The 24,556-nt window shown below is 71.2% G+C and carries 20 protein-coding genes and 2 tRNA genes; 3 read left to right on the top strand and 19 right to left on the bottom strand.

Annotated features, from left to right (window positions below):
- Positions 1–11: 11 nt before the first annotated feature.
- The gene (locus ABZS64_RS18240) at positions 12–479 is read left to right on the top strand and encodes a PPOX class F420-dependent oxidoreductase (RefSeq protein ID WP_355830159.1); all 468 of its coding nucleotides are present in this window, start codon (positions 12–14) and stop codon (positions 477–479) included.
- 81 nt (positions 480–560) lie between these two features.
- Here the strand turns inward: ABZS64_RS18240 and ABZS64_RS18235 are convergent, their stop codons facing one another.
- From ABZS64_RS18235 to ABZS64_RS18180, 12 genes are all read right to left on the bottom strand, one after another.
- Positions 561–1,340 (bottom strand): TetR/AcrR family transcriptional regulator, encoded by a 780-nt coding sequence (locus ABZS64_RS18235; protein WP_355830156.1) that lies wholly within the window; start codon positions 1,338–1,340, stop codon positions 561–563.
- A 36-nt stretch (positions 1,341–1,376) separates the two neighbouring features.
- Positions 1,377–2,885, bottom strand: a complete 1,509-nt coding sequence (locus ABZS64_RS18230; RefSeq protein ID WP_355830153.1) for an MFS transporter — start codon at positions 2,883–2,885, stop codon at positions 1,377–1,379.
- 72 nt (positions 2,886–2,957) lie between these two features.
- The gene (locus ABZS64_RS18225; protein ID WP_355830150.1) at positions 2,958–5,087 is read right to left on the bottom strand and encodes a glycosyltransferase family 39 protein; all 2,130 of its coding nucleotides are present in this window, start codon (positions 5,085–5,087) and stop codon (positions 2,958–2,960) included.
- Positions 5,084–6,421, bottom strand: coding sequence for a glycosyltransferase (locus ABZS64_RS18220; protein WP_355830149.1), 1,338 nt, complete (start codon positions 6,419–6,421; stop codon positions 5,084–5,086). Before ABZS64_RS18220 ends, ABZS64_RS18225 begins: the two co-directional genes overlap by 4 nt.
- Before the next feature lie 25 nt (positions 6,422–6,446).
- Positions 6,447–7,994, bottom strand: a complete 1,548-nt coding sequence (locus ABZS64_RS18215; RefSeq protein WP_355830146.1) for a HAMP domain-containing sensor histidine kinase — start codon at positions 7,992–7,994, stop codon at positions 6,447–6,449.
- Positions 7,987–8,724 (bottom strand): response regulator transcription factor, encoded by a 738-nt coding sequence (locus ABZS64_RS18210; protein ID WP_355830143.1) that lies wholly within the window; start codon positions 8,722–8,724, stop codon positions 7,987–7,989. The genes ABZS64_RS18215 and ABZS64_RS18210 overlap by 8 nt, the downstream gene beginning before the upstream one ends.
- Before the next feature lie 104 nt (positions 8,725–8,828).
- The gene (locus ABZS64_RS18205; RefSeq protein ID WP_355830140.1) at positions 8,829–9,740 is read right to left on the bottom strand and encodes an amidohydrolase family protein; all 912 of its coding nucleotides are present in this window, start codon (positions 9,738–9,740) and stop codon (positions 8,829–8,831) included.
- A complete protein-coding gene (locus ABZS64_RS18200; RefSeq protein WP_355830138.1) occupies positions 9,727–10,071 on the bottom strand; it encodes an antibiotic biosynthesis monooxygenase in 345 nt (114 codons plus the stop codon). Before ABZS64_RS18200 ends, ABZS64_RS18205 begins: the two co-directional genes overlap by 14 nt.
- 87 nt (positions 10,072–10,158) lie before the next feature.
- Positions 10,159–11,025 (bottom strand): DUF2797 domain-containing protein, encoded by an 867-nt coding sequence (locus ABZS64_RS18195; protein WP_355830136.1) that lies wholly within the window; start codon positions 11,023–11,025, stop codon positions 10,159–10,161.
- Positions 11,026–11,124: 99 nt separating this feature from the next.
- A complete protein-coding gene (locus tag ABZS64_RS18190) occupies positions 11,125–12,003 on the bottom strand; it encodes an arginase family protein (RefSeq protein ID WP_355830133.1) in 879 nt (292 codons plus the stop codon).
- A 79-nt stretch (positions 12,004–12,082) separates the two neighbouring features.
- Positions 12,083–12,155 (bottom strand) — tRNA-Arg (locus ABZS64_RS18185).
- 208 nt (positions 12,156–12,363) lie between these two features.
- Positions 12,364–12,457 (bottom strand) — tRNA-Ser (locus ABZS64_RS18180).
- Positions 12,458–12,665: 208 nt separating this feature from the next.
- Between ABZS64_RS18180 and ABZS64_RS18175 the strand changes: the two genes are divergently transcribed.
- Positions 12,666–13,130 carry an SSI family serine proteinase inhibitor gene (locus ABZS64_RS18175; protein WP_355830130.1) on the top strand — a complete coding sequence of 155 codons (465 nt, stop codon included), beginning with the start codon at positions 12,666–12,668 and terminating at the stop codon, positions 13,128–13,130.
- A gap of 169 nt (positions 13,131–13,299) precedes the next feature.
- Positions 13,300–17,091 (top strand): PAS domain-containing protein, encoded by a 3,792-nt coding sequence (locus ABZS64_RS18170; RefSeq protein ID WP_355830127.1) that lies wholly within the window; start codon positions 13,300–13,302, stop codon positions 17,089–17,091.
- A 59-nt stretch (positions 17,092–17,150) separates the two neighbouring features.
- Here the strand turns inward: ABZS64_RS18170 and ABZS64_RS18165 are convergent, their stop codons facing one another.
- From ABZS64_RS18165 to ABZS64_RS18135, 7 genes are all read right to left on the bottom strand, one after another.
- Entirely contained in the window at positions 17,151–18,797 is a 1,647-nt protein-coding gene (locus ABZS64_RS18165) for a long-chain fatty acid--CoA ligase (protein ID WP_355830124.1), read from the bottom strand.
- A gap of 186 nt (positions 18,798–18,983) precedes the next feature.
- Entirely contained in the window at positions 18,984–19,556 is a 573-nt protein-coding gene (locus ABZS64_RS18160; RefSeq protein ID WP_355830121.1) for a SigE family RNA polymerase sigma factor, read from the bottom strand.
- Between the two features lie 212 nt (positions 19,557–19,768).
- Positions 19,769–20,935 (bottom strand): lipid-transfer protein, encoded by a 1,167-nt coding sequence (locus tag ABZS64_RS18155; protein ID WP_355830118.1) that lies wholly within the window; start codon positions 20,933–20,935, stop codon positions 19,769–19,771.
- Positions 20,932–21,333, bottom strand: coding sequence for a MaoC family dehydratase (locus tag ABZS64_RS18150; RefSeq protein ID WP_355830115.1), 402 nt, complete (start codon positions 21,331–21,333; stop codon positions 20,932–20,934). The genes ABZS64_RS18155 and ABZS64_RS18150 overlap by 4 nt, the downstream gene beginning before the upstream one ends.
- On the bottom strand, positions 21,320–22,357 hold the full coding sequence (locus ABZS64_RS18145; RefSeq protein WP_355830113.1) for an acyl-CoA dehydrogenase family protein: 1,038 nt from the start codon (positions 22,355–22,357) through the stop codon (positions 21,320–21,322). Before ABZS64_RS18145 ends, ABZS64_RS18150 begins: the two co-directional genes overlap by 14 nt.
- Positions 22,357–23,268, bottom strand: a complete 912-nt coding sequence (locus ABZS64_RS18140) for an OB-fold domain-containing protein (protein ID WP_355830110.1) — start codon at positions 23,266–23,268, stop codon at positions 22,357–22,359. The genes ABZS64_RS18145 and ABZS64_RS18140 overlap by 1 nt, the downstream gene beginning before the upstream one ends.
- The gene (locus ABZS64_RS18135) at positions 23,265–24,443 is read right to left on the bottom strand and encodes an acyl-CoA dehydrogenase family protein (protein WP_355830107.1); all 1,179 of its coding nucleotides are present in this window, start codon (positions 24,441–24,443) and stop codon (positions 23,265–23,267) included. Before ABZS64_RS18135 ends, ABZS64_RS18140 begins: the two co-directional genes overlap by 4 nt.
- Positions 24,444–24,556: the final 113 nt, after the last annotated feature.

Genomic DNA, 24,556 nt, shown 5'->3' with positions numbered 1-24,556 from the left:
GGCTTCGCCGCATGGCACCCAACATCGCCACCAACACTGCGGTGGAACTGGACGAGTTGCTGGAGTTCGTACGCCCACGTCACCGGGCGATCCTTCTGACGACCCGCGCGGACGGCACCCCGCAGGGGTCCCCGCTGACGTGCGGGGTGGACGACGCGGGCCGTCTGGTGATCTCCACGTACCCGGAACGCGCGAAGACCCGCAACGCCCGGCGGAACCCCCGGGTCAGCGTGATCGTCCTGTCGGACGACTGGGACGGCCCGTGGGTCCAGATCGACGGCACGGCGGAGGTACTCGACGCACCGGACTCGGTGGAGCCGCTGGTGGAGTACTACCGGAACATCGCGGGGGAGCACCCGGACTGGGACGAGTACCGGGAGGCGATGGTGAAGCAGGGCAAGTCGATCATCCGGGTGACGGTGGAGCGCTGGGGGCCGGTGGCGACGGGGGGCTTTCCGGCGAGGCTGAGCGACGCCTGACGGTGCGGGTCCGCGCGCAGCGGACCTCAAGGCCCGCACAGGGGACCTCAAGGCCCGCGCCCCGGCCGCCGCGCCGTCACCCTACGCGCGAGCAACCATCGCTTCGATGCCCGCCACCAGCATCTCCAGCGCGAAGCCGAAGTCCCTCTCCCGCATTTCCTCCACCGTGTCCCCGCCCCGCGCCTCGATCAGTTCCGTCGCGCTCTCGAGCATCTCCCGGAACTGGGGCTGCGCGCTCACCGTCCCCATCGCCTCGCGGAAGTAATCGTCCTGGCTCATCCCCGCCGCCGCGCACCGCTGAATGAAGTGCCCCTCGATCGTTCCGAACCCGTACACGAACTGGAACACCGCCGAAAGCCCGCCCATCTGCCCGTGCGGCGGCAGGCCCGTGTTGCGCATCACCTGCTGGACGGCCAGCGAGAACGCCATCGAGTTCGGGCCGATGTTCAGGAACGTACCGATCAGCGGTGACACCCACGGGTGGCGGACCAGCAACGCCCGGTACCCCGTGGCCAGTTCGCGCAGCTGCTCGCGCCACTCCGCCGCCGCGCCCACGTCCGGCAGTGGCAGCGTGCCGAAGACCGAGTCGAGCGCGAGCTCCAGCAGGTCGTCCTTGGTGTCCACGTACCAGTAGACCGACATCGCCGTGACGTTCAGCTCCGCGGCCAGGCGGCGCATCGAGAACTTGGACGCGCCCTCGGTGTCGAGGAGCCTGACCGTCGCTTCGATGATCTTGTCGCGGTCGAGACCGGCCGGCTGGTCGCGGGTGCCCGACTTGCGGCCGCGGTCCCGGTCAGCCTTGCCGTCCAGCCACACGCTGGTCCGCGCGGGACCTTTCGCGCGGTCGGCCGCACTCACCATCGCGCATCCTCCTCGGTTCGCCCCCCGACTCCGATGCTATGCCGCTGCCCTGGGTGAGTCTTCCCGCTCGGCCCGCCGCAGCAGCATCGCGGCGAGCAGCCCGCCGGCGAGTACGGCGGCCGCGCCGACCAGCTGACTCGTCTGGAGGCCCGAGGCGAAGGCGTCGCAGATGCGGACGCGTTCCGCGGGGCCGTCCGCCGCGGCGAGGGCTGCCGGGAGGGAGGCGGCGCCCACGACCGTCGGCACGAGCGCGGCGAAGCGGGAGTTCAGTACGGCGCCCAGGACGGCGACCCCGAGCCCGTTGCCGAATTCCGCGAGGGTGCCGTTCACGCCCGCGCCGACCCCCGCCTTCTCCGGCGGAATCGCGCTCATGATGGCGTTGGCCATCGCGGGCATGGAGAGTGCGACACCCCCGCCCATCACGACGAGCCCGAGCAGCATCCCCCCGTACCCGTCGCCGCCGAGCACCGCGATCGCCGCGAGACCGGCCGCCACCAGCGTCATTCCGGCGGCGATGGTTCCGGGAGTGCCGAGCTTCGGCAGCAGCCGCGCGCCCACGCCGGTCAGGTTGAGGGCGATGACGGTGAGCGCGAGCGGCGCCGTACGCAGACCGGCGTCCAGCGGCCCGTACCCCAGCACGAACTGGAGATGCTGGGTGAGCAGGAAGAGCGAGCCGCCCATGCCGAAGGCGACGAGGATCGCTCCCGCGACCGCCCCGATGAAGCGCTGGTTGCGGAAGAAGTGCATGTCCAGCATGGGATACGGGATGCGCAGCTCCCAGAGGACGAAGACGGAGAGGACGAGAAGTCCCACCGCCCCTGAGGCGAGGACCTGTCCGGACGTCCAGCCGTGCCCGGGCCCGGAGATGATCGCGTACACGACGGCCGTCATGCCGACCGTGGAGAGCAGCGCACCGAGCAGGTCGGGCCGGTCGCCCTGCGGGTTTTTGGACTCCGGTACGAGTGCGACGACCGCGAAAAGACCGATCACCGCCACCGGGATGTTCACCAGGAAGATCGCACCCCACCAGAAGTGGTCGAGCATGACCCCGCCGATCAGCGGACCCGCCGCGAAGCCGAGGGAGTTGACGGTGGACCAGAGGCCGATGGCCTTGACGCGTTCGGCGTCGTCGAAGATCTGGACGACGACCGCGAGGGTCGTCGTCATCAGCAGCGCGCCGCCGACGCCCATGCCCGCGCGCGCGGCGATCAGCTGGGTCGCGGACTGCGCGAGTCCGGCGGCCAGCGAGCCGAGTCCGAACAGCGCGAGTCCCGCGACCAGCATTTTCTTGCGGCCGTAGCGGTCGGAGGCGTTGCCCGCGGTGAGCAGCAGTCCCGACTGGACCAGCGAGTAGGCGTTGATCATCCACTGGATGTCGGCCGTGGAGGCGTCGAGCTCCCGGGTGAGGGAGGGGATCGCGACGCTGAGGACGGTGTTGTCGAGCAGCACGGTGAGCTGGGCGAGGCAGATGACGCCGAGGATCAGCCAGCGCTGCGGGTGGCGGCCGGTGGTGGCCAGGTCCGTCTCGGCAGTCGTTGCCGTCATACACGCTCCTTGTACGGTGTACGGGATGTGATCCCGTACACCGTACAAGGATTTCCTATACGCCGTATAGGGTTATTTCTGGTCGGTCAGGTCGTAGAGGGTCGTGCCGTCCACCGTGACCTTGGTGAAGGTGGACTCCACCCAGGTGGTGATCCCGGAGCTTCCACTGCCGCCGGGCCCGCCGCCCTGACCACCGGCGATGAAGTAGTGGATCTTCCCGTCCGCGACGTACTGCTTGAACTGCGCCAGGCTCGGCGACGGGTCGCTGCCGTTGAAGCCGCCGATCGCCATGACCGGCTTCTCGGTGGCGAGCTGATAGCTGGCGGCGTTCTGGGAGCCGATGGCCGCAGCGGCCCAGGTGTAGTCGCCGGCGTTCTGCTTCAGCTTGGCCTCGACCTTGGCGTTGACGTTCGCGCCGCTGAGGAGGCCGCCCATGCCGCCGCGTCCCATACCGCCCTGGCCTTGTCCGGCCTGGCCGCCCTGCCCGGCACCGGGGATGCCTCCGGGCATCTGTCCCTGCGCCCGGCCCTGCCCCTGGCCCTGGCCCGTCTGACCGCCGGTCGGGGGCTGCCCCGTACCGCCACCCGGCACGGCGCCACCCTGCTGGCCCGGAGGCAGCATCCGCGCACCGTCACCGCCGAGACGGCCACCTGGACCACCACCGCCCGGGCCGCCGCGGCCGCCCGCCACCGCCGGTCCCGCCGTCACGATCGAGCCCGCGTGGCCCTCGTTCACGGTCGTCAGCGTGTACGCGACGGGCCCGGCCAACGAGGCCGCGAGCCCCACAGCCGCCGCCCCCAGGGCCAGTTGACGCCCGACGCGGCTCGCGAGCAGCAGCCCGGCCGCGGCCGCCAGACCACCGATCAGCACCGCCCACCGCAGCCACGGCAGATAGGCCGTGCTCCGGCCGAGCAGCGTGTACGACCAGTACGCCGTCACCGCGACCGTGCCGCCCAGCGCCGCCGACGCGAGGACCGAACGCCGCTCCTCCCACAGCACCGTCGCGCCCATGCCGACGAGCGCGGCGAGGTACGGCGCCAGCGCCACCGTGTAGTACTCGTGGAAGATCCCCGCCATGAAGCTGAAGATCCCCGCGGTCATCAGCAGTGAGCTGCCCCAGACGAGGAACGCGGCCCGCGCGGTGTCCGTGCGCTTGGCCCGCCAGGTGACAACGAGCCCCGCGACGAGCAGGAGCAGCGCGGCGGGCAGCAGCCAGGCGATCTGGCCGCCGATGCTCCCGCCGAACATCCGGTCGATGCCGGTCTCGCCCCAGCCGCCGCCACCACGGCCCCCGCCACCGCCTCCGACGCTGCCGGTCTCATTGCCGTTGATCCGGCCGAGGCCGTTGTAGCCGAAGGTCAGCTCCAGGAAGCTGTTGTTCTGCGAGCCGCCGATGTACGGACGCGAGGACGCGGGCCACAGCTCGACGATCGCCACCCACCAGCCGCCCGCGACGACCATCGCGAGTCCGGCCAGGGCGAGCTGGCCGAGCCGCCGCCGCAGGGTCGTCGGTGCGCACACCGCGTACACCAGAGCCAGCGGCGGCAGGATCAAAAACGCCTGCAGCGTCTTCGTCAGGAAGGCGAAACCGACCGCCACACCTGCCCAGACCAGCCACTTCGTGCGCGCGCCTTCGAGGGCGCGCAGCACGCAGTACACCGTCACCGTCATCAGCAGCGCGAGCAGCGCGTCCGGGTTGTTGAAGCGGAACATCAGCGCGGCGACGGGTGTCACGGCCATCGCCGCGCCCGCGATCAGGCCCGCGGCGGGGGAGAAGCGCCGGCGTACGGCGCCGTACAGCACACCCACCGTCGCGACCCCCATCAGCACCTCGGGAACGAGGATCTGCCAGGAGCCGAGCCCGAAGAGCCGTACCGACAGAGCCATCGGCCAGAGCGCGGCCGGGGGCTTGTCGACGGTGATGGAATTCGCCGCGTCGGACGAGCCGAAGAAGAAGGCCTTCCAGCTCTCGCTGCCCGCCTGGGCGGCGGCGGAGTAGAAGGAGTTGGCGTAGCCGGACGCGCTCAGGTTGTAGAGGTAGAGCAGCGCGGTGAGAAGCAGAAGTCCGAGGAAGGCGGGCCGGACCCAGGCGGCGTCGTCGGCCCGGCCGCGCCAGATCCGGGTGCCCGGGGCGCTGCGGGTGCGGGCATGGCCTGGGCTGTCCGCCACTGCGAGCCCGTCGTGCGGAAGAGTCGTCGTCATCGTGAGTTCCTTACGCTGTACGGAAGTTCGGAGTCGGCGCACGCGTCGGCAGCGGGCTCGTCGGCAGCGGGCTCGTCGGCAGCGACCTCGTCGTCGCGCCGGTCCGGGAAGACCCACGCCCGGAAGAGCAGGAAGCGCAGCATCGTCGCCGCGAGGTTCGCCGCGATCAGGACCGTGAGCTCGGTGGCGTGCGACGGATGTCCGGCGGCCGCCGACAGTGCCGCCAGCGAGCCGCTCGTCAGCGCGAGCCCGATGCCGAACACGACCAGGCCCTGCGCCTGATGGCGTACGGCGAGCTCCCGGCCACGGATCCCGAAGGTGAGCCGCCGGTTCGCTGCCGTGTTCGCGACGGCGGACAGCAACAGCGCGCCCGCATTGGCGATCTGCGGCCCGGCCCCCGCCCTGAAGAGCGAATACAGCAGCAGATACAGCAGCGTGGAGAGCGCACCGACCACACAGAAGCCGACCAGCTGCCGGGCGAGACCGCCCGGGACCCCGCTCAGCTGCCGGTCGCGCGGATCGTCCCCGAAGGGCCGCGCAAGTCGGTCCAGCGGCAGCGCGCCGACCGCCAGTGCCCGCCCCACCCGCCAGACGCCCTTGAGGTCCTCGGTCGCCGTGCTCACGATGTGCACCGTCGAGTCCGGGTCGTCGACCCAGTCCACCGGCACCTCGTGGATCCGCAGCCCGGCGCGCTCGGCCAGCACCAGCAGCTCGGTGTCGAAGAACCAGCCGGTGTCCTCGACCATCGGCAGCAGGCGCTCGGCGACCTCACGCCGTATCGCCTTGAATCCGCACTGGGCGTCGGAGAACCGTGCTGCGAGCGATCCGCGCAGAATCAGGTTGTAGGCCCGCGAGATGAACTCCCGCTTCGGCCCGCGCACCACGCGCGACGAGCGCGCGAGCCGCGACCCGATCGCGAGATCCGAGTGCCCGGAGATCAGCGGTGCGACCAGCGGCAGCAGTGCGTTGAGGTCGGTGGACAGATCCACGTCCATATAGGCGAGTACGGGAGCGTCGGAGTGCGACCACACGGTGCGCAGCGCCCGGCCCCGGCCCTTCTCCTCCAGCCGGTACGCCTCCACCTCGGCGATCGAGTGGGCGAGCCGGACCGCCACCTGGGGCGTGCTGTCGGTGCTCGCGTTGTCGGCGATGGTGATCCGGAAGCCGTACGGGAAGGTGCGTGCGAGGTGGTCGTGCAGCCTGCGCACACACCGTTCGAGGTCGTTCTCCTCGTTGTAGACCGGGATCACGACGTCGAGTACGGGCCGGCCGGCCGTGTGGGCGAGCAGATGCTCCCGGGCCGGAAGAGTCCCCCTTGGGGTATCGGTTCGCATGACACGACACTCGGCGGCCGCGCTGTCACGCCTGTGTGATGTGCCTGTGGGCCGTCTGTGAGTCGTCCCGTGCCGTGTACGCGGCCGGCATTCCCACGGAGAAGACCGTGCGCCCCGGTTCGGACCGCACGCCCACCGTGCCTGCGTGCGCGGCGACCACCGCGTGCACGATCGCCAGCCCGAGCCCTGTGCTTCCGGCGTTCCGGGACCTCGACGCATCGCCGCGCGCGAACCGTTCGAAGATGTGCGGCAGCAGGTCCTGCGGAATCCCCGGACCGTCGTCCTCGACCTCGAGCACGACGTTCGGGCCGCCGCATCGCACGCGCGCGGTGACGGTCGTGCCGGATGGTGTGTGGGTACGGGCGTTCGCGAGCAGATTGACCAGCACCTGGTGGAGCCGGGCGCTGTCGCCCAGCACCGTCGCCGGTTCGACCGGTAGCTCCAGACGCCACTTGTGGTCGTGTCCCGCCGCCTGCGCATCACCCACCGCGTCCACGACGAGCGGCGAGAGATCAGTGCTCTCGTACGAGAGCGGGCGTCCGGCATCGAGACGCGCGAGCAGCAGCAGATCCTCCACCAGGCCCGTCATCCGGGTCGCCTCGGCCTCGATCCGCCCCAGTGCGTGCCGGGTGTCCGCGCCGACGTCCTCGCGGCCGCGCCGGGTCAGCTCGGCATAGCCGCGGATCGACGCCAGCGGCGTCCGCAGCTCATGGCTGGCGTCCGCGACGAACTGCCGCACCCGCGTCTCGCTCTCCTGCCGCACCGCGAGCGCCGAACCGACATGCCCCAGCATCCGGTTGAGCGCAGCGCCGACCTGACCGACCTCGGTCTGCGGATCGGCCTCGGCGTCCGGGACCCGCTCGTGCAGGGCCACCTCACCGCTGTGCAGCGGCAGTTCGGAGACCCGGGTCGCGGTCGCGGCGACCCGCCGCAGCGGCCGAAGCGCGACCCCGACCAGGGCGGCGCCCGCGATCCCGGCGGCGATCAGCCCGGCGCCGGTGACAGAGACCTCGACAAGCACCAGCGTGCCCAGCGCGTCCTGTACGTCGCTCAGCGGGACACCGACGAGGTAGGAGCCGCGGACCCCGGTGACGTACTCGACCCGGTAGTCGCCCCGGCCCGGCAGCCCCTGGGTGTGCGGACGGCCGTCGCGCGGGACTTGGGCCAGGGCCTTGGACTGTGCCTCGGTGAGCGGGCTCTGGCGCGGCCCCAGCGCGTCCGTCTTCGGTTCGATGCTCGCCACGGCCAGGACAACCTTGCCGCTGGTGGCAAGCTGCGCCCCGACCGTGCCCACCGGCGTACCGGCGCCGGTGACGAAACCGAGCGGCTCCCTCTCGGACGGCATGCCGGCGAGCGGCCGGTCCTCGATCGGTCCCGGCGGGCCGGAGGCACGCATGCCGACGGTGCCCAGCTGGGTGTCCAACTGCCCGTACAGATAGGTGCGGTAGGCGATCGTCGTGACCGTGCCGATCACCGCCGACACCACCGCGATCAGCGCCACCGCCGAGACCACGAGCCGCGTCCGCAGCGACCATCTGCGCCGCCGTCCCCGCGGGCGCTGCGCACTACTCACCCGGCTTGATCAGATAACCGGCCCCGCGCCGGGTGTGAATCATCGGCGGCCGCCCCGCATCGATCTTCTTCCGCAGATACGAGACATACAGCTCGACGACATTGGCCTGCCCGCCGAAGTCGTACGACCACACCCGGTCGAGGATCTGCGCCTTGCTGAGCACCCGCCGCGGATTGCGCATCAAAAAGCGCAGCAGCTCGAACTCGGTCGCCGTCAGATGAATGGACTCGCCGCCCCGGCTGACCTCGTGGCTGTCCTCGTCGAGGGTCAAGTCCCCGACGGCCAGCAGGGATTCGCTGCGTACGGTGGCGGCCCCCGACCTGCGGATCAGACCCCGCAGCCTGGCCACCACCTCCTCCAGCGAGAACGGCTTGGTGACATAGTCGTCGCCGCCCGCCGTCAGCCCGGCGATCCGGTCCTCGACCGCGTCCCGTGCGGTGAGGAAGAGCACCGGCACCTCGGGCTGTTCGCGCCGCAACCGCCCCAGCACGGCGAGCCCGTCCATGTCGGGCAGCATCACGTCGAGCACCACCGCGTCGGGCCGGAAGTCGCGCGCGGAACGCACCGCGCCCGCGCCGTCCCCGGCGCTGCGGACCTCCCAGCCCTCGTAGCGCAGGGCCATCGACAGCAGCTCGCTCAGCGCCGCCTCGTCGTCCACGACGAGCACCCGGACGGGGCTGCCGTCGGGCCTGAGCATTTCGGTACGCCCGTGGGGCGAGGTCGCGGTCATGCTCGTCACCCTGCGGCCCCGCCCTGAGAGGGTCCTTGCCCTTTGCTGTGAATTCCCTGAGAAAACGCTGGGTGAGAGCTGGGTGAGATCTCCGGGTGAGAACGCTAGCGAAGCCCGAACAACACTGCGCCGTTGTCGTGACACACCGCGCGCAGCCAGTCGTCGCCGAGCTCCAGCCGCTCCAGCGCCTCGAGCTGATGGACGTACGGATACGGAATGTTCGGGAAGTCCGTCCCCAGCAGCACCCGGTCCGCCAGCGCGAGCAGCCGGGCCCGCTCCACGACCGGGAAGGGGCTGAGGCTCTCACTGAAGTCCGTGAACGCCATCGTCGTGTCCAGCCGGACTTCCTGGTACCGCTCCGCAAGATCGAGGAAGTCGGTGTACTCCGGCATCCCCATGTGGGCGACGACCAGCCGCAGCCGCGGATGCCGCGCGAGCAGGCGCCCCACCGGCTCGGGCCCGGTGTGCTTGCCCGGCACGGGCCCGGACCCGCAGTGCATCACCACCGGCATCCCCGCCTCGGCGAGCAGTCCCCATACGGGGTCGAGCAGCGCGTCATTGGGGTCGTACGCCCCCACCTGGAGGTGCGCCTTGAAGACCCGCGCCCCGCGCTCGACCGCATCCCGTACGTACCGCTCGACGCCGTCCTCCGGGAAGAGGGTGGCGGTGTGCAGACAGCCGGGGGTGCGCTCCGCGAAGTCGGCGGCCCAGCCGTTCAGCCAGGCCGCCATGCCCGCCTTGTGCGGATAGAGCATCGAGGTGAAGGAGCGCACCCCGAACTCCCGCAGCAGCGCGACGCGTTCCTCTTCCTCGTGCCGGTAGGCGATCGGCCACTCCGTGCCGGTCAGCGGTCCTACGGCATCGAAGTACGCCCACACCTTCTTGAGGACCTGCTCGGGCATGAAGTGCGTGTGTACGTCGACGAGCCCGGGAAGTCCGAGCCGCTGCCAGAACCGGCGTACGTCCTCGGCCTCGCTGCCCTCGCCGGCCACACCAGCCTCGCTAGCCTCGCTCAAAGTCGTAACTCCGCTCCACCTTGCCGATATGCACGCTGTAGCTGTCGTACCACTCGGCACGTCCGCGCTTCTGCGCGGCCTGGTGCTCCAGATTCCGCTGCCAGGCGGCGATGGATTCTTCGTCCCTGAAGTAGCCGACGGTGATCCCGAGCCCGCCGGGAGTCTTGGCCGACTCGTACCCGAGGAACCCGGGCACCTCCTGCACCAGTTCCTTCATCCGCTCGGCGGTCTCGCCGTACCCCTCGGGCCGGTCAGGACGGACGGAGGTGAAGACCACTGTGTAGTAGGGCGGTTCATGCGCTGCGACAGGCCTGATGCTCTGAATGCTCATGACGCCCACCCTCCGTTCCCGGCCAGGGAGGTGTCCAGCCTCATTGCAGTAAGGGATCCAAAGGGGATCCAACACTTGACCATCCGGTCAGAAGAGCCCGTCCTGAACGGCTCCGCCGGCCACGTCGAGCAGGGGCACCGTCACGCCCTCCCCCGACCCGGCGCCGATGAGCGACCACCCGGTCATCAGACGCGTATCGAGCACGACAAGACCGTCCTCCGCGGTCCGCAGATGCAGATCGGGCCCGGCGGCGGCCACCAGGCGCCCGGCGACGACGCCGCCGTCCACCAGCTCGCGCACGATCCCGGTCGCGGCGGGCAGCCCGTCGAGCCCGAACACCTCCGCATGGTCGACCGCCTCGAAGTCCATCCTTTCCAGCGACTCGGCCCACCCGGCGAGCCCCACCGCGCGCCGGTGCAGCTCCTCGATCTCCGCGGCCCGCTCCGCCGCCCCGGGCAGCGCGGCCCGCACGGCGCGCTTGTCCGCGTACGGAATCCGGTCCGGCACCCCCAGCGCACTGCGCAGCAGCTCCTCCGTCCGCCGCGCGGCCATCAGCGGCCCGCGGCCCAGCCAGCTGAAGACGACGGCCCCCTGCTCGAGCAGGCGCGCGGGCCCGCGCGTCTCGGCCGTGATGCCGACCTTGACCATCCCCGGCCCGAACCAGGCGAGATACACGCGGTACGTCCTGGGGTCGTCGGCGATGGTGTCGGCAGCCACCGAGTGCGCCCGGTCCAGCCGCGCGCACTCCGCACACCGCCCCTGCGTGGCCCGCCCCACCACGACGGCCCCGAGCGGACAGGGATTCCCCCGCGCCCCGACACACCGCCGCTCGCCCTCGGCCCGGAACCCGAGCTCTTTCCCGGCGGTGAGCGGACTGACCCGTCCGCCCTCCCAGCCCAGCACGGGAATCCGGGTCCCTCGCGGCCAGCTGAGCCCTGCGCAGCGCCACGCCATACACACACCTCCGGCCGAAAACGGGGACGTTACCGGAGCGCACGGACACCGGCGGCGCCCGGCTCGGCCCCGGCTCGGTCCCCGCGGCCCAACCCCGGCTCAGCTCTGGCCGGTCCGTACCGACAGCCCCCGGCGCAGACACTCGACGAGCCGCGCGGCGATGCTCCCGTCAGGATCGAGACGGGGATTGAAGATCGTCACATCGAACCCGACGGCCCGCTCGTCCCCCAGCGCCGTCCGCAGCACACTCTCCAGCTCGGTCCAGCTCAGCCCGCCGGGAAGCCGGTAGTCGACGGCGGGCATCACCGCGTCGTCCAGCACATCGACGTCGAGGTGCACCCAGTACTCCCCGAGCCGCCCCACGGCCTGCCGCGCCGCCGCAGCGGCCCCCACCGCCCGCACCCCGTCGAGGTCGACGGCGCACAACTGCAGCGGCAGCGCCTGCATCCCGGCATCCGCCGACTCCCCGGCATCCCGGAACCCGAGGGCGACGACATCCTCGTCCCGCACCAACGGCCCAAGCCCTTCAAGGTCGGCGAGCACCCGCGGCCCCCGGCCCGTCGCAAGCGCGAGCTCCATCGACGCCACCTCACCGGTCGGCTCCGCGGCCGGCTGGTAGAAGTCGGTGTGCCCGTCGAGGAACAGCAGTCCGTACTGCCCGCGTCGTCTGAGCGCGAGCAGATTCCCGAGCAGGATGCTGCAGTCCCCACCGAGGACGAGGGGAAACAGCCCACGGTCGAGGACGCCACCCACGGCGTCGGCGAGCCTGCCGGAGTACCGCGCGATGCCACCCGGATTGAGCACCCCGCTCTCCGGGTCACGCCTCGTCTCGTACGCGGTGGCCTCGACCCGCCCGCCCCTGACGGCCCCGAGTCCCTCCACCAGCCCAGCGCCGAGCAGCGCCTGTGGCAGCGCCTCGACTCCGGACGGCCGCAGCCCGAGGACGGACGGCGCCTCGATGATCGCGAGTTCCCGCACGCTACAAACGTCCAGCGCCCGGGCACATCTCGCAACGCAAGAGGCCCCCCGGATTTCTCCGGGGGGCCTCTCAGCTGTGTGCACTCGGCAGGATTCGAACCTGCAACCTTCTGATCCGTAGTCAGATGCTCTATCCGTTAAGCTACGAGTGCTTGCCCGCGGCCTTGGCCGCTGGTGTCACCGCCCGGGCTTTTCTGCCTGGTCGGCGTTGCGGGAACAACATTACATGACCTGCGCCGTCAGGTGAAATCCGTTAAGCACACCTCGCCTGACCTGCGAAAACACCGCAGAAGCGCCACAAAAACGCCCGCACGAAACGACCGAAGCCCCGGCCATCAGGACGGGGCTTCGGTGATCAACTGGCGGAGGCGGAGGGATTTGAACCCTCGATGGGCTTTAAGACCCAAACCGCATTAGCAGTGCGGCGCCATAGACCGGACTAGGCGACGCCTCCAGCCCACCCGCGCGAGCGCGAATGGTGCGTGCAGATGATGACACAGCCACGCGGGGTGTCACCAATCGCTGTCCACGGTACTAGGCACGCGGGCCACAGAGCAAAGCGCTTCTGCGGTTGCGCAACGCCGCGGCGCACGGAGCGTTAGAGATGCCGGGGCGCCCCGCGCCCCGGACGGAACCGTGACTCTCCAGCTCCAGGAGTTCCCATGCTGCGCTGCATCGTCCTCACCGCAACCGCGTCCGTCGCCGCGCTGGTCGCCGCCGTGCCCGCCGCCGGGGCGTCGCCCCTGCCGCTTCCGCTGCCGGTGCCGGTGGCGGTGCCCCTGCCGCTGCTGTCCTCGCCGGCCGACGACCAGCTGACCGTGACCGTCTCCGACACCGCGCGGACCGACGGGATGTACGAGCTGGAGTGCGGGCCGACCGGCGGGGACCACCCCTCGGCGCAGGCTGCCTGCGACCGGCTGGACGAGTTCGCGCGCGAGGGTCAGGACCCGTTCGCGCCAGTGCCGCAGGACCAGATGTGTACGCAGCAGATGGGCGGTTCCGAGACCGCGCACATCACCGGAACCTGGCGGGGGCGGGATGTGGACGCCACCTTCAACCGGACCAACGGCTGCGAAATCTCGCGCTGGCAGAGCATGCAGCCCGTACTGCCGAACACCAGGTCATAGGCCCAGGGCGTACGCCATGTGCACACAACCTTGGTGAGAGCTCCCCCTCATCCGCCGCCCCCCGCGCATCCGCTGCCTTTAGACTCCCTCCAGTGACAGGCTGAGGCCCGAGAGGCAAGATGGGACCGGCCGTCCGCAAGATGCAGTAGGTCAGGGAGGAACCGTCGTCGTGAGCAGCAGGCCATCCCGAGGCGCTGCTCGCCTCGCAGCCATACTCGACGCGCTCCCCGACGGGCTCGTGCTCGTGAACTGCAACGGCACAGTCGTCAACGCCAACACCATCGCCCTCGAACTCTTCGAGAGCGCCGGCACCGCACTCGTCGGACGCGGGCTGCTCGATCTGCTGCCTTCCTTCGACTCCCGGCTGATCCCGGGCTCCATGCGACGGCCCGAGGCGGCCGACGACCGGGGGCGCACCAAGCCCGCCCGGATGATCGCGCGGCGCACGGACGGCAGTGAGTTCCCGGTCGAGGTCACCAGCGCGAGCCTTGAGGACGGGCGCGAGGCGTACGACTCGTACGGCAGCAGCTACACCGGAGACGAGCTGCTGATGCTCGTCGTACGGGATCTGTCGGGCACCGTGGACACCGAGGCGGAGCTGGCGCGTTCGCAGCGGCAGACCGAGATGATCCTGCGGGCCGCGTCCGAGGGTGTCGTCGGGACGGACACCGACGGGCGGGTCGTGCTGGTCAATCCGGCCGCCGCGCAGATCCTCGGGTTCCGGGCGAGCGACCTCGGCGGCCAGGAGCTGCATCCGCTGATCCTGCACTCGCGCGCGGACGGCGAGCCCTTCCCGTACGAGGAGTCGCCGCTCGCGGACACCCTCAAGTCCGGTCGCAAGCACCGGGTGCGCGGGCAGGCGCTGTGGGCGAAGGACGGCTCGAAGGTGGCCGTCGATCTGACGACCGCGCCGGTACGGGACGGCGACCAGCTCGTCGGCGCCGTGATGACCTTCACCGACCGGCGTCCGTACGAGGAGCAGGCCGAGCAGCACACGGCCGAGCTCACGGAGACAACTGAGCGCCTGACGGCCGAAATCGTGGAGACGACCGAGCGGCTGTCGGCTGAGCTCGCGGCAACGACCGAGCGGCTGTCGGCGGAGCTCGCGGACAAGTCGGAGCGGTACGCCGCCGAGATCGAGGAGCGGACGGACCGGTACGAGGAGCTGGCCGCCAGGCATGCCCAGCTGACCGCCGTCCTGGGTGAGTCGCTGCGCGGCCCGCTGGAGGAACTGCGCGCCGAACTGGGCACGCTGGCCGCCGATCCGGCCGGGCAGCTGTGGCCCGAGGCCAACCAGATCCTGCACCATCTGGCCGCCGGATATGCCCGGATGACGACACTTGTCGACAATGTCCTGGGTTATCAGCGGCTCGACACGGGCGCCGAGGAACTTCGTAAGGCAAAGGTGCTGCTCGACGGCGTCGTGGCGGCGGGTGTCGAGGGTGCGATCGAGCTGATCGGTCCCGGGCGGGCGCAGTTCGCGGTGCACGCGCCGCCGATAGAGGCCGAGGTGGACGGGGGACGTCTGGCGACGGCGCTCGCGCATCTGGTCGCGGACGTGGCCGGAGTCGACTCGACCGGCAAGGCCCGGGTGGTCCCGGGCGGCGGGTATGTGGACTCGACGGTCGTGGTCGCGGCGGCGCAGCGCGGTGATGTCGTACGGATCGAGGTGCGCGGGCCGTACGCCGGGGGAGACCCGGTGCACGAGCCGATCGTGCGCGGGATCGTACGGGCGCACGGCGGAGTACTGCAGACGCACGAGGTGCCGGGGATGAGCGGCAGCGCGTACGTCCTGGAGGTGCCGCTCGGCGAGGGCTCGGGGACGGTGACGGCTCCCCCGGCGGGCGGTCCCGGTGCGCTTGCCCTGCCCGAGCAGCAGACCGGCTCCCCCGCCTCGAGCGGCGGGGGCGGGCGGCGGCGCGCGCGGCGGGCCTCGACGGATGCGTTCCTGGAGAGCCCCGTGGCCATGGAGGACCCGGTGGCCGCGCAGCCGACGGGTCGGCGCCGGGGCCATGCGGGAGAGCCGCAGCAGGAGCTGATCCCGGCCCAGGATTCAGGCGAGGGGAATTCCGGGAACGGAGGGAACGGCGGGACCGGGCGGCGGCGCGGGCGGCCGAGCCCTGCCGAGGAGGCTGTCGCGGTCGCCGCGGGAGCGGGCCCGCGGCCCGCCGAGGGTTCGGTGGTGACGGCCGCGGAGGGCGCGGCATCGACCGGGCGCGCGGCGCTGGGTGAGACGGTGCCGCCGCAGGGCGTTCCCGTCGACGCGCATGGCACAGGTCCGTCGGGGCGGCGCGCGCGGCGTCCGGAAGGCGGGCTGCCCGAGCTGCCGTCCGCCCCGAGCGCGGCCCCTGCTCCTGCTCCGGCCGCGGGTCGACGCGCCAGGCGGGCGCTGGCGACCGCGCCGGCCGAGGTGGAGGCCGGACGCACGGCGTTCGCGCTGCCCCCGGCCGAGGCCGACCGGATTCCGCCGACGGCGGGTGAGGCCGACGCCTCGCTGCCGGGCCGGCACGACGCCGTACGCACCGAACCGGGCACCCAGCACCACACGCCGCCGCAGCAGCACCCGGAGCCGACGGGCCGCCGCCGGGCCCGCAAGGAGGCTCAGCCGCTGCCCGCCGAGACGTCTCAGCCGTCGTCCGATGTGCAGGCGGACTGGGCGGAGAACGGCACCGCGGGCAGCGGTCTCGCGGCGCTCGCCGCCGGGGACCCGACCGGACCTCACACGGCGACGGCCGGCGAGGCCGCGTCCCTGCAGAACCCCGCGCTCAACGCCGGCGAGACGGTTCAGGCGACCGGTTCCGTATCGCTGCCGGTGCCGGTGCCCGCCGCCGAACCCGCCGCGCCGCGGGCCGCGCAGCCGCTGCCCGCCGAGGCTCCGGTTCCGGCCGACGCCTCGCAGGGACGGGCCTTCAGCGTGCGCACGCTCGGGCAGGGCGTGCCGTTCTCGCAGCAGATCGCCGAGAAGCAGAACCAGACACTCGGCTCCGGGCGGCGCCGGAAGCTATCCACGCCGCCGGGCGGCGAGCGTTCCGAACCGTCCGCCCGTCCGCACCCGCAGTCCGCCCCACAAGCTGTGGCGCAGACCGGTTCGCTGATGCCCGCCGAGCGGGCCGAGGGCCGGGCGTACGCAATCGGCGCCCCCGACGAGGGCGCTGAGGGCCCCGAGCCGCTGGACGGCCCGGGCGGCGCGGTCGAGGTGGCCAACCAGCCGCAGCCGCAGCCCGTCGACGACGAACTGCCCCCGGAGCCGCTGGACAACCCGCGCCGTCTCCTTGTCTGGCCCGCGCCCGACGTCTCCACCCAGCAGGCGCTGAGCGACCGCGGCTATCGCCCGGTGGTCGTCCACTCGCGTGAGGAGGTCGACGCGCAGATCGCGGCCTTCCCGGCGGCGCTCTTCGTCGACCCGCTGACCGGCCCGATCACCAGGACCGCGCTGCAGTCGCTGCGCCAGGCCGCGGTGGCGGCGGAGGTTCCGGTGCTGGTGACGGCCGGTCTGGGGCAGGCGACGCGGGAGGCCGCCTACGGCGCGGATCCTGCCGTACTGCTCAAGGCGCTGGCCCCGCGCGACAGCGAACAGCACCCCTCGCGCGTGCTGTTGATCGAGGAGCACGAGGAGATCGCGCTCGCGCTGTCGGCGACGCTGGAGCGCCGCGGTATGCAGGTCGCGCGCGCCGGGGCGGACACCGACGCGGTCACGCTCGCGACTCAGATGCGGCCGAACCTGGTGGTGATGGACCTGATGCAGGTACGACGCCGCAGGGCCGGGATCATCGACTGGCTGCGTGCGAACGGCCAGCTGAACCGCACCCCGCTGGTCGTCTACACCTCGGCGGGCCTGGACCGCGCGGAGCTGCCGCGGCTCTCGTCGGGGGAGACGGTGCTCTTCCTGGCGGAACGCTCCACGAGCAGCGAGGTGCAGGCGCGCATCGTCGACCTGCTGGCGAAGATCGGTACGAACTAGCGCGAAATGGGCGGCGGTTGTGGCCGCCGCCCCTTCCGTACACGTCCTGCAGCTCCGAGCTACAGCTCCGTCACGTCCAGCTCGCCGTCCGCGTACTGCCTGCGGATCACCTTCTTGTCGAACTTGCCGACGCTCGTCTTCGGAACGGCCGGGATCACCGCCCAGCGCTCAGGCACCTGCCACTTCGCGATCTTCTCGGCGAGGAAAGCCTTCAGCGTCTCGTAGCCCGGGCTCGCCCCCTCCTTGAGCACCACCGTCGCCAGCGGCCGCTCGCCCCACTTGGCGTCCGGGACCGCGACGACCGCCGCCTCGGCGACCGCCGGATGTGCCATCAGCGCGTTCTCCAGGTCGACGCTGGAGATCCACTCGCCGCCGGACTTGATGACGTCCTTCGCCCGGTCGGTCAGCGTCAGGAAGCCGTCGGCGCTGATCACGCCGACGTCGCCGGTCTTCAGCCAGCCGTCCTCGCTGAACTTGTCCTCGGGCCTGAAGTCCTCGCCGCCCGCGCCGCCGTAGTACGCGCCCGCGATCCAGGTGCCGCGCACCTCCAGCTCACCGGCCGAGGTGCCGTCCCAGGGCAGGATGTCGCCGCCCGGGCCGACCAGCCGGCCCTCGACGCCCGCCGGGAAACGGCCCTGGGAGACGCGGTACGGCCACTCCTCCTCCGCGCTGAGGCCCGCCGGCGGGTGGGCCATCGTGCCGAGCGGGGAGGTCTCCGTCATGCCCCAGGCGTGGCAGAGCCGCACACCGAGCTTGTCGTACGCCTCCATCAGGGCCGGCGGGCAGGCCGCACCGCCGATGGTGACCTGCTTCATGGAGCTCAGGTCCCGGGGGTTGGCGGTGACCTCGGCGAGCAGCCCCTGCCAGATGGTGGGGACGGCCGCGGCGTGCGAGGGCTTCTCGCGCTCGATCATCTCGGCGAGCGGCGCGGGCTGCAGAAAGCGGTCGGGCATCAGCATGTTGATGCCGGTCATGAACGTGGCGTGCGGCAGGCCCCAGGCGTTGACGTGGAACTGCGGGACCACCACGAGCGTGGTGTCCCGGTCCGTCAGCCCCATCGACTCGGTCATGTTGACCTGCATGGAGTGCAGATAGATGGAGCGGTGGGAGTAGACGACACCCTTGGGGTCGCCGGTGGTGCCGGAGGTGTAACACATGGCGGCGGCGCTGCGCTCGTCCAGCTCCGGCCAGTCGTACGTGCTCGGGCGGCCGGCGATCAGCTCCTCGTACTCGTGCACCTGCGCCTGGGCGCCTTCGAGGAGCGATCGGTCGCCGGGGCCGGAGACGACGATGTGCTCGATCGTCGGCAGATGCGGCAGGAGCGGCGCGAGCAGCGGCAGCAGGGAGCCGTTGACGATGACGGCCCGGTCGGCGGCGTGGTTGACGATCCACACCAGTTGCTCGGCGGGGAGGCGGAGGTTGAGGGTGTGCAGTACGGCACCCATGGCGGGGATCGCGAAGTACGCCTCGACGTGCTCGGCGTTGTTCCACATGAGGGTGGCGACGCGCTGGTCGCCGTCGATCCCGAGCTCGTCGCGCAAGGCGTTGGCCAGTCGGGTGGCCCGCTCGCCGACTTCCGCGAAGCTGCGGCGCTGCGGCTCGGCCTCTCCCGTCCAGGTGGTGATCTGCGACTTTCCGTGGATCGTCATCCCATGCTGAAGGATGCGGGTCACAGTCAGCGGTACGTCCTGCATGGTGCTCAGCACGGCGTCCTCCCGGTGGGCGCTAGCGCTACGTGGCAGTAAGGGTGGGAAGATTCTGCTCACGTACCGCGCGGTATGTCACTACCCGGAGGTAATCAATCGGCGCCGGAAGATCAGTGCGGAAACAGCAGGGGCTGGGGCATCAGGAGGGGCAGAAGGGGTTGAGCAGGCAGTACGGCCCGGGGCCGCTCAGCGTACGGGCGACAGCTCCGGGTCCTCGCGGAGCTTGCCGAGCGCCCGCGACACCGCGCTCTTGACCGTGCCGACCGAAACCCCGAGCACCTCGGCCGTCTGGGCCTCGCTGAGATCCTCGTAGTAACGCAGCACGACCATCGCCCGCTGCCGGTCCGGCAGCTTCATCACGGCTCGCCACATCGCGTCGTGCAGCACCTGCTGCTCGGCGGGATCGGGCGCGGGCACGGTCTCCGGCTCGGGCAGCTCCTCGCACGCGAACTCGTCGACCTTGCGCTTGCGCCACTGCGAGGTGCGGGTGTTGAGCAGCGCGCGGCGGACATAGCCGTCGAGTGCCCGGTGGTCCTCGATCCGGTCCCACGCGACATATGTCTTCGTGAGCGCGGTCTGCAGCAGGTCCTCGGCGTCGCTCGGGTTCGCGGTGAGCGAGCGGGCGGTTCGCAGCAGCACGGGCCCCCGCGCCCGTACGTACGACGAAAACGATGAGTAGGTCGCATAGCGCGCGTTCGGCGTGTACGAAGCCACCGGCGCGGCGGCCTTCGAAGCGCTTGTGCAGACTGGCGTGGTCATAGGTCCACGCTAGGAGCGGGCACTACTGTCGCGGATCGGCCCCAGGTCCCGAAGCGGTGTCCGCCTCAGGTTGTACGGGTGGTGCTGACCCCACCTCCTGAAGGTGGAGGACACCCTCAGGGTCGGATACGGGCCGCTGCGGCTTCTTTGCGGTGCATCGGTCGCCCGTCGGCGGTCCCGCCCCGGTGCGATGGCCGCCCGCGCGGCTTCCGTCAGCCGTCCGCCCCCAGGATGAGCCCGGAGGTGGGGACGCCGGTGCCCGCGGTGACCAGTGTCCTGGACGCGCCGGGTATCTGGTTGACCGAGGTGCCGCGGATCTGTCTGACCGCCTCCGCGATGCCGTTCATCCCGTGCAGATACGCCTCGCCCAGTTGCCCGCCATGGGTGTTGAGCGGCAGCACGTCCGCGGCCACGAACTCCGCGGCCTCGCCCGGCTTGCAGAACCCGAACTCCTCCAGCTGCATCAGGACGAAAGGGGTGAAATGGTCATAGATGATGCCGACGTCGATGTCTCCGGGAGTGAGCCCGGAGGTCGCCCACAGCTGTCGGGCGACGACGCCCATCTCCGGCAGACCGGTGAGATCGTCCCGGTAGAAGCTGGTCATCTGCTCCTGAGCCCGGCCCGCACCCTGCGCGGCCGCGACGATCACCGCCGGCGGCTGCGGCAGATCGCGGGCGCGCTCGGCGCTGGTGACGACGATCGCCTGGCCGCCGTCGGTCTCCTGGCAGCAGTCCAGGAGACGCAACGGCTCGACGATCCAGCGGGATGCTGCATGCTCGGCGAGGGTGATCGGCTTCCCGTAGAAGTACGCGGCGGGGTTGTTCGCCGCGTGACGTCGGTCGGTGACGGCCACATGTCCGAACGCGTCGGGCGTCAGCCCGTACGTATGCAGATAGCGCTGCGCTGCCATGGCGACCCAGGATGCCGGGGTGAGCAGCCCGAACGGGAGGTTCCAGCCGAGTGCCGTGCCCTCGGCGGACGGCTCGCGGTGCTGCACCCCGGAACCGAAGCGCCGGCCGGACCGCTCGTTGAACGCCCGGTAGCAGACGACGACTTCGGCGATCCCGGAGGCGACGGCGAGAGCGGCCTGCTGCACGGTGGCGCAGGCCGCGCCGCCGCCGTAGTGGATACGGGAGAAGAAGGACAGCTCCCCGATGCCGGCCGCCTGGGCGACGGTGATCTCCGGGCTGGTGTCCATGGTGAAGGTGACGAGGCCGTCGACGTCGGCGGGGGAGAGGCCCGCGTCGTCGAGGGCGGCGTGCACCGCCTCGACGGCCAGCTTCAGTTCGCTGCGGCCGGAGTCCTTGGAGAACTCGGTCGCCCCTATGCCGACGACGGCCGCCCGGCCGCCGAGCGTGTCCCGGCCGCGGATGCTCATACGGCGCCCTCTGGGCTCTGTGCGAGGCTCACGGTCACCGTGCCGGTGACGTGGTTCCCCATGCCGTTGGCGCCGACCACCCGCACTTCGGCGGTGCCGTCCTCGACGGAGGTGACCGTGCCGCTCAACACCATCGTGTCTCCGGGGTAGTTGGGTGCGCCGAGCCGGATGGCGACCTTGCGGAGCTCGGCGTGCTCCCCGAGGCAGTCGGTGATGTACCGCCCGACCAGGCCGTTGGTCGTCAGGATGTTCATGAAGATGTCCGGGGATCCCTTCTCCTTCGCGAGCTCCGTGTCGTGATGCACGTCCTGGTAGTCGCGGGAGGCCACGGCCCCGGCGACGATCAGGGTGCGGGTGATGGGGATGGTGAGCGGCGGGAGTTCGTCACCGGCTTTCACGTACTGGCTCCTTTGCGAGCAACTGGCCGAGTTCAGCGAGGAGTTCGGGACCACAGCCGAGGTAGGCGTCCAGCTGGCGGCCCCACAGGAAGTGCCGGTGGACGGGATGGTCCAGGTCGGCACCGGTCCCGCCGTGCAGATGCTGCCCGGCGTGGACGACGCGCTTGCCGGCCTCGGAGGCCCACCATGCGGCGGTCAGCACCTCGGCGGCCGCGTCCAGCCCTTCGTCTTGGCGCCAGGCGGCTTCGTAGGCCGTGACCCGTATCGCTTCGGTGTCCATATGGGCGTCGGCGGCGCGCAGCAGCACGCCCTGGTTGGTGGAGAGCGGACGCCCGAACTGCTCGCGGGTCGTGGTGTGTTCGACGGCCCGGGCGAGCGAGCCCGCGCACACCCCAGCCTGGAGCCCGGCGAAGGCGGTACGGCCCAGGGCGAGCACGGACTCGTACGCACCTGGCCGGCCCAGCTGCTCGCCCGGGGTCCCGCACAGGACGAGCCGCCCCGCCGCCCAGGGCGCCGTGGTCTCCACGTCCGTCACCTCCGCCTCGGCGGTCTGTACGAGCCACAGCGCCCGGTCGGCGTCCGGGACCAGCACATGGGTGGCGTCCCGGAGCCATGGCAGGAACGGCAGTGAACCGCTCAGCCGGCCCGGCGCAGATACCCGTATGCCGCCGCGGGCCGGGAACGCCCCGGTCGCCACCGCCGTGCCGTCGCGCAGCGCGGGCAGCAGCCGGGCCCGCTGCTCGTCCGTGCCGTGCGCGGCCACCGCCAGCACTCCGTACACACACGTCGCGGCGAAGGGCACCTGCGCCGTGGTCCGCCCCTGCTCCTCCAGGAGCAGCACAAGACCGAGCAGACCTATGTCCTCGGCGGCCCCGGGAAGGCCGGCCGCACACAGCGCCTTCCACAGCTCCGCGTCCGTACCGGTTCCGGCGGAGGCCAGCCGCTCATGCGTGGAGAGATCGCCGAAGATCCGCGCCGCCAGGTCCCGCGCGGCCGTCTGCTCCTCGGTGGGCGTGAAGTCCATCAGCCGGCACCCCCGTCCCCGTCCGAGCAGCTGAAGACCGGTAGCTCCAACTCCTCGTCCACCCGCAGGAAATCGAGCCGCACGGGCATCCCGATCCGCACCTTGTCGTACGGCACGCCGACCACATTGCTGACCATGCGGACACCTTCCGCGAGCTCGATCAGCCCGACCGCATAGGGAGGGGCGAAGGCCGGGAACGGCGGATGGTGCATCACCACGTACGAGTAGACCGTCCCTGCGCCGCTCGCCTCGACCGTGTCCCACTCCGCCGAGCCGCACGCACCGCATCCCGGCAGCCAGGGGAAGCGCAGTGCCCCGCACCCGCCGCACCGCTGGATGAGCAGCTTGTGCTCGGCCACCCCCTCCCAGAATCCGGCGTTGTCCCTGTTGATCACCGGCCGTGGGCGCCTGGCCGCGGCCTTCGGTTTCCGCCGGGCCGGTGCGTACTTGAGGATCCGGAAGCGATGCGTCCCGGCCAGTTCACCGTCGGCCCTGACGTCCATCCGTGTCGTGACGAAGTGGCCCGTCCCCAGCTTCGTCGTCTTGAGCTCCGACACCGACTCGATCAGCCCGTCGAAGGTGATCCGGTCCCCCGGCCTCAGCGGCCGCAGATACTCCTGCTCGCAGTCGGTCGCCACGATCGAGGTGTATCCCGCCTCGTCGAGCAGGCCGAACAGCTCGTCATGCGCCGCCGACCGCTCCGAATGCCCGGAGAGACCGCCCATCGTCCAGGCCTGCAGCATCGTCGGCGGCGCTATGGCGTCCGGTCCGCTGTAGGCGGGGTTGGTGTCCCCCATGGCCTCGCACCAGTGCCTGATCATCGGCTCGTTGACCAGGTCCTTGCCGACGCCCGGGGAGGCGGCGGTCGCCCGCCCCTCGTACGCCTTCAACCGCTCATACAGGTCCGTCACCGCTTCCCCCTCTTCATGCCGAGTCGCATCGTCGCGACGATCTCCCGCTGCACCTCGCTCACCCCGCCCCCGAAGGTGTTGATCTGCGCCGCTCTGTTCATCCGCTCCAGCTCCCCGTCCCCCAGAGCTCCGATGTCGAGCGAGCCGGGCGATCCGGCCCGGATCAGCCCCGCCTCCCCCGTGATTTCCTGGCACATTCGATACACCTCGACCGCTGATTCGGTTCCCGCGAACTTCACGCCGCTCGCATCGCCGGGTGCCAGTCGGCCCGCCCCCACATCCCCCACCAAACGCCAGTTGAGCAGGCGCGTTGCCGCCAGCCGGGCATGTACTTCGGCCGCTCTGGACTGGACCCACGACGCGTCAATCCGGCGCTCGCCCGTCACCGGATCGGGTGTTCGCGCCCGCTCCAGCGCCGCCGCGTAGAAGTCCGCGGCCTGCATTCCGATCGCCGCGAGGGCGACCCGCTCGTGGTTGAGCTGGTTGGTGATCAGCCCCCAGCCGCCGTTCTCCTCGCCGACGAGGTTCGCGGCGGGCACCCGTATCCCGTCGTAGTACGTCGACGTCGTGGTCAGCCCGCCCACCGTCTCGATCGGCGTCCACGAGAAGCCCGGCGCGTCCGTCGGGACCAGGACGATCGAGATGCCCTTGTGTTTGGGCGCCTGCGGATCCGTACGGCACGCGAGCCAGATCCAGTCGGCGTTCTGGCCGTTGCTGGTGAAGATCTTCTGCCCGCCGACGACCCAGAAGCCGCCGTCCCGCACGGCACGCGTACGCAGCGAGGCAAGGTCGGTACCGGCCTCCGGCTCGCTGTAGCCGATCGCGAAGACGAGGTCGCCACTGAGGATGCGCGGCAGGAAGAAGGACTTCTGCTGCTCGGTTCCGTACTTCATCAGGGTCGGACCGACGGTGTTCAGGGTGACCATCGAGACGGGCGCACCGACGCGGTACGCCTCGTCGAAGAAGACGAACTGCTCGTCGGGGCCCCGCCCCTGGCCTCCGTACTCCACGGGCCAGCCGAGACCGAGCATCCCGTCCGCCCCGATGCGTCGCAGCAGCAGCCGCCGGCCCGCCTCGTCGTCGGCGGGCGGCGGCCCGTCCGGCATCAGATCTCGGAAGTACGAGCGAAGTTCGGCGCGCAGCTGCTGCTGCCGCTCCGTCGGGGCGAGGTGCACGGCGGCCGCCTCCCGGGCGTACGGATCAGGGTTTCTGACTGTCCGTCAGATGCGCGTCCGCTGTCAAGGTCGGCGCAGGTGCAGTGCCGGGACTCGCCCATGCCCCTGTACGC

Origin of the sequence: Streptomyces sp. NPDC005408 (assembly GCF_040606445.1) — a bacterium.
Taxonomy (GTDB): domain Bacteria; phylum Actinomycetota; class Actinomycetes; order Streptomycetales; family Streptomycetaceae; genus Streptomyces.
The sequence above is the reverse complement of the archived record's forward strand: the minus strand, read 5'-3'. Positions and strand labels throughout refer to the sequence as shown.

Coding starts and splice junctions, on each gene's coding strand:
- ABZS64_RS18210 (WP_355830143.1), bottom strand. CDS start 8,724: ATGACCGCGACCTCGCCCCACGGGCGTACCGAAATGCTCAGGCCCGAC.
- ABZS64_RS18230 (WP_355830153.1), bottom strand. CDS start 2,885: ATGACGGCAACGACTGCCGAGACGGACCTGGCCACCACCGGCCGCCAC.
- ABZS64_RS18160 (WP_355830121.1), bottom strand. CDS start 19,556: ATGACCACGCCAGTCTGCACAAGCGCTTCGAAGGCCGCCGCGCCGGTG.
- ABZS64_RS18145 (WP_355830113.1), bottom strand. CDS start 22,357: ATGGACTTCACGCCCACCGAGGAGCAGACGGCCGCGCGGGACCTGGCG.
- ABZS64_RS18175 (WP_355830130.1), top strand. CDS start 12,666: ATGCTGCGCTGCATCGTCCTCACCGCAACCGCGTCCGTCGCCGCGCTG.
- ABZS64_RS18220 (WP_355830149.1), bottom strand. CDS start 6,421: ATGCGAACCGATACCCCAAGGGGGACTCTTCCGGCCCGGGAGCATCTG.
- ABZS64_RS18200 (WP_355830138.1), bottom strand. CDS start 10,071: ATGAGCATTCAGAGCATCAGGCCTGTCGCAGCGCATGAACCGCCCTAC.
- ABZS64_RS18240 (WP_355830159.1), top strand. CDS start 12: ATGGCACCCAACATCGCCACCAACACTGCGGTGGAACTGGACGAGTTG.
- ABZS64_RS18235 (WP_355830156.1), bottom strand. CDS start 1,340: ATGGTGAGTGCGGCCGACCGCGCGAAAGGTCCCGCGCGGACCAGCGTG.
- ABZS64_RS18225 (WP_355830150.1), bottom strand. CDS start 5,087: ATGACGACGACTCTTCCGCACGACGGGCTCGCAGTGGCGGACAGCCCA.
- ABZS64_RS18195 (WP_355830136.1), bottom strand. CDS start 11,025: ATGGCGTGGCGCTGCGCAGGGCTCAGCTGGCCGCGAGGGACCCGGATT.
- ABZS64_RS18155 (WP_355830118.1), bottom strand. CDS start 20,935: ATGAGCATCCGCGGCCGGGACACGCTCGGCGGCCGGGCGGCCGTCGTC.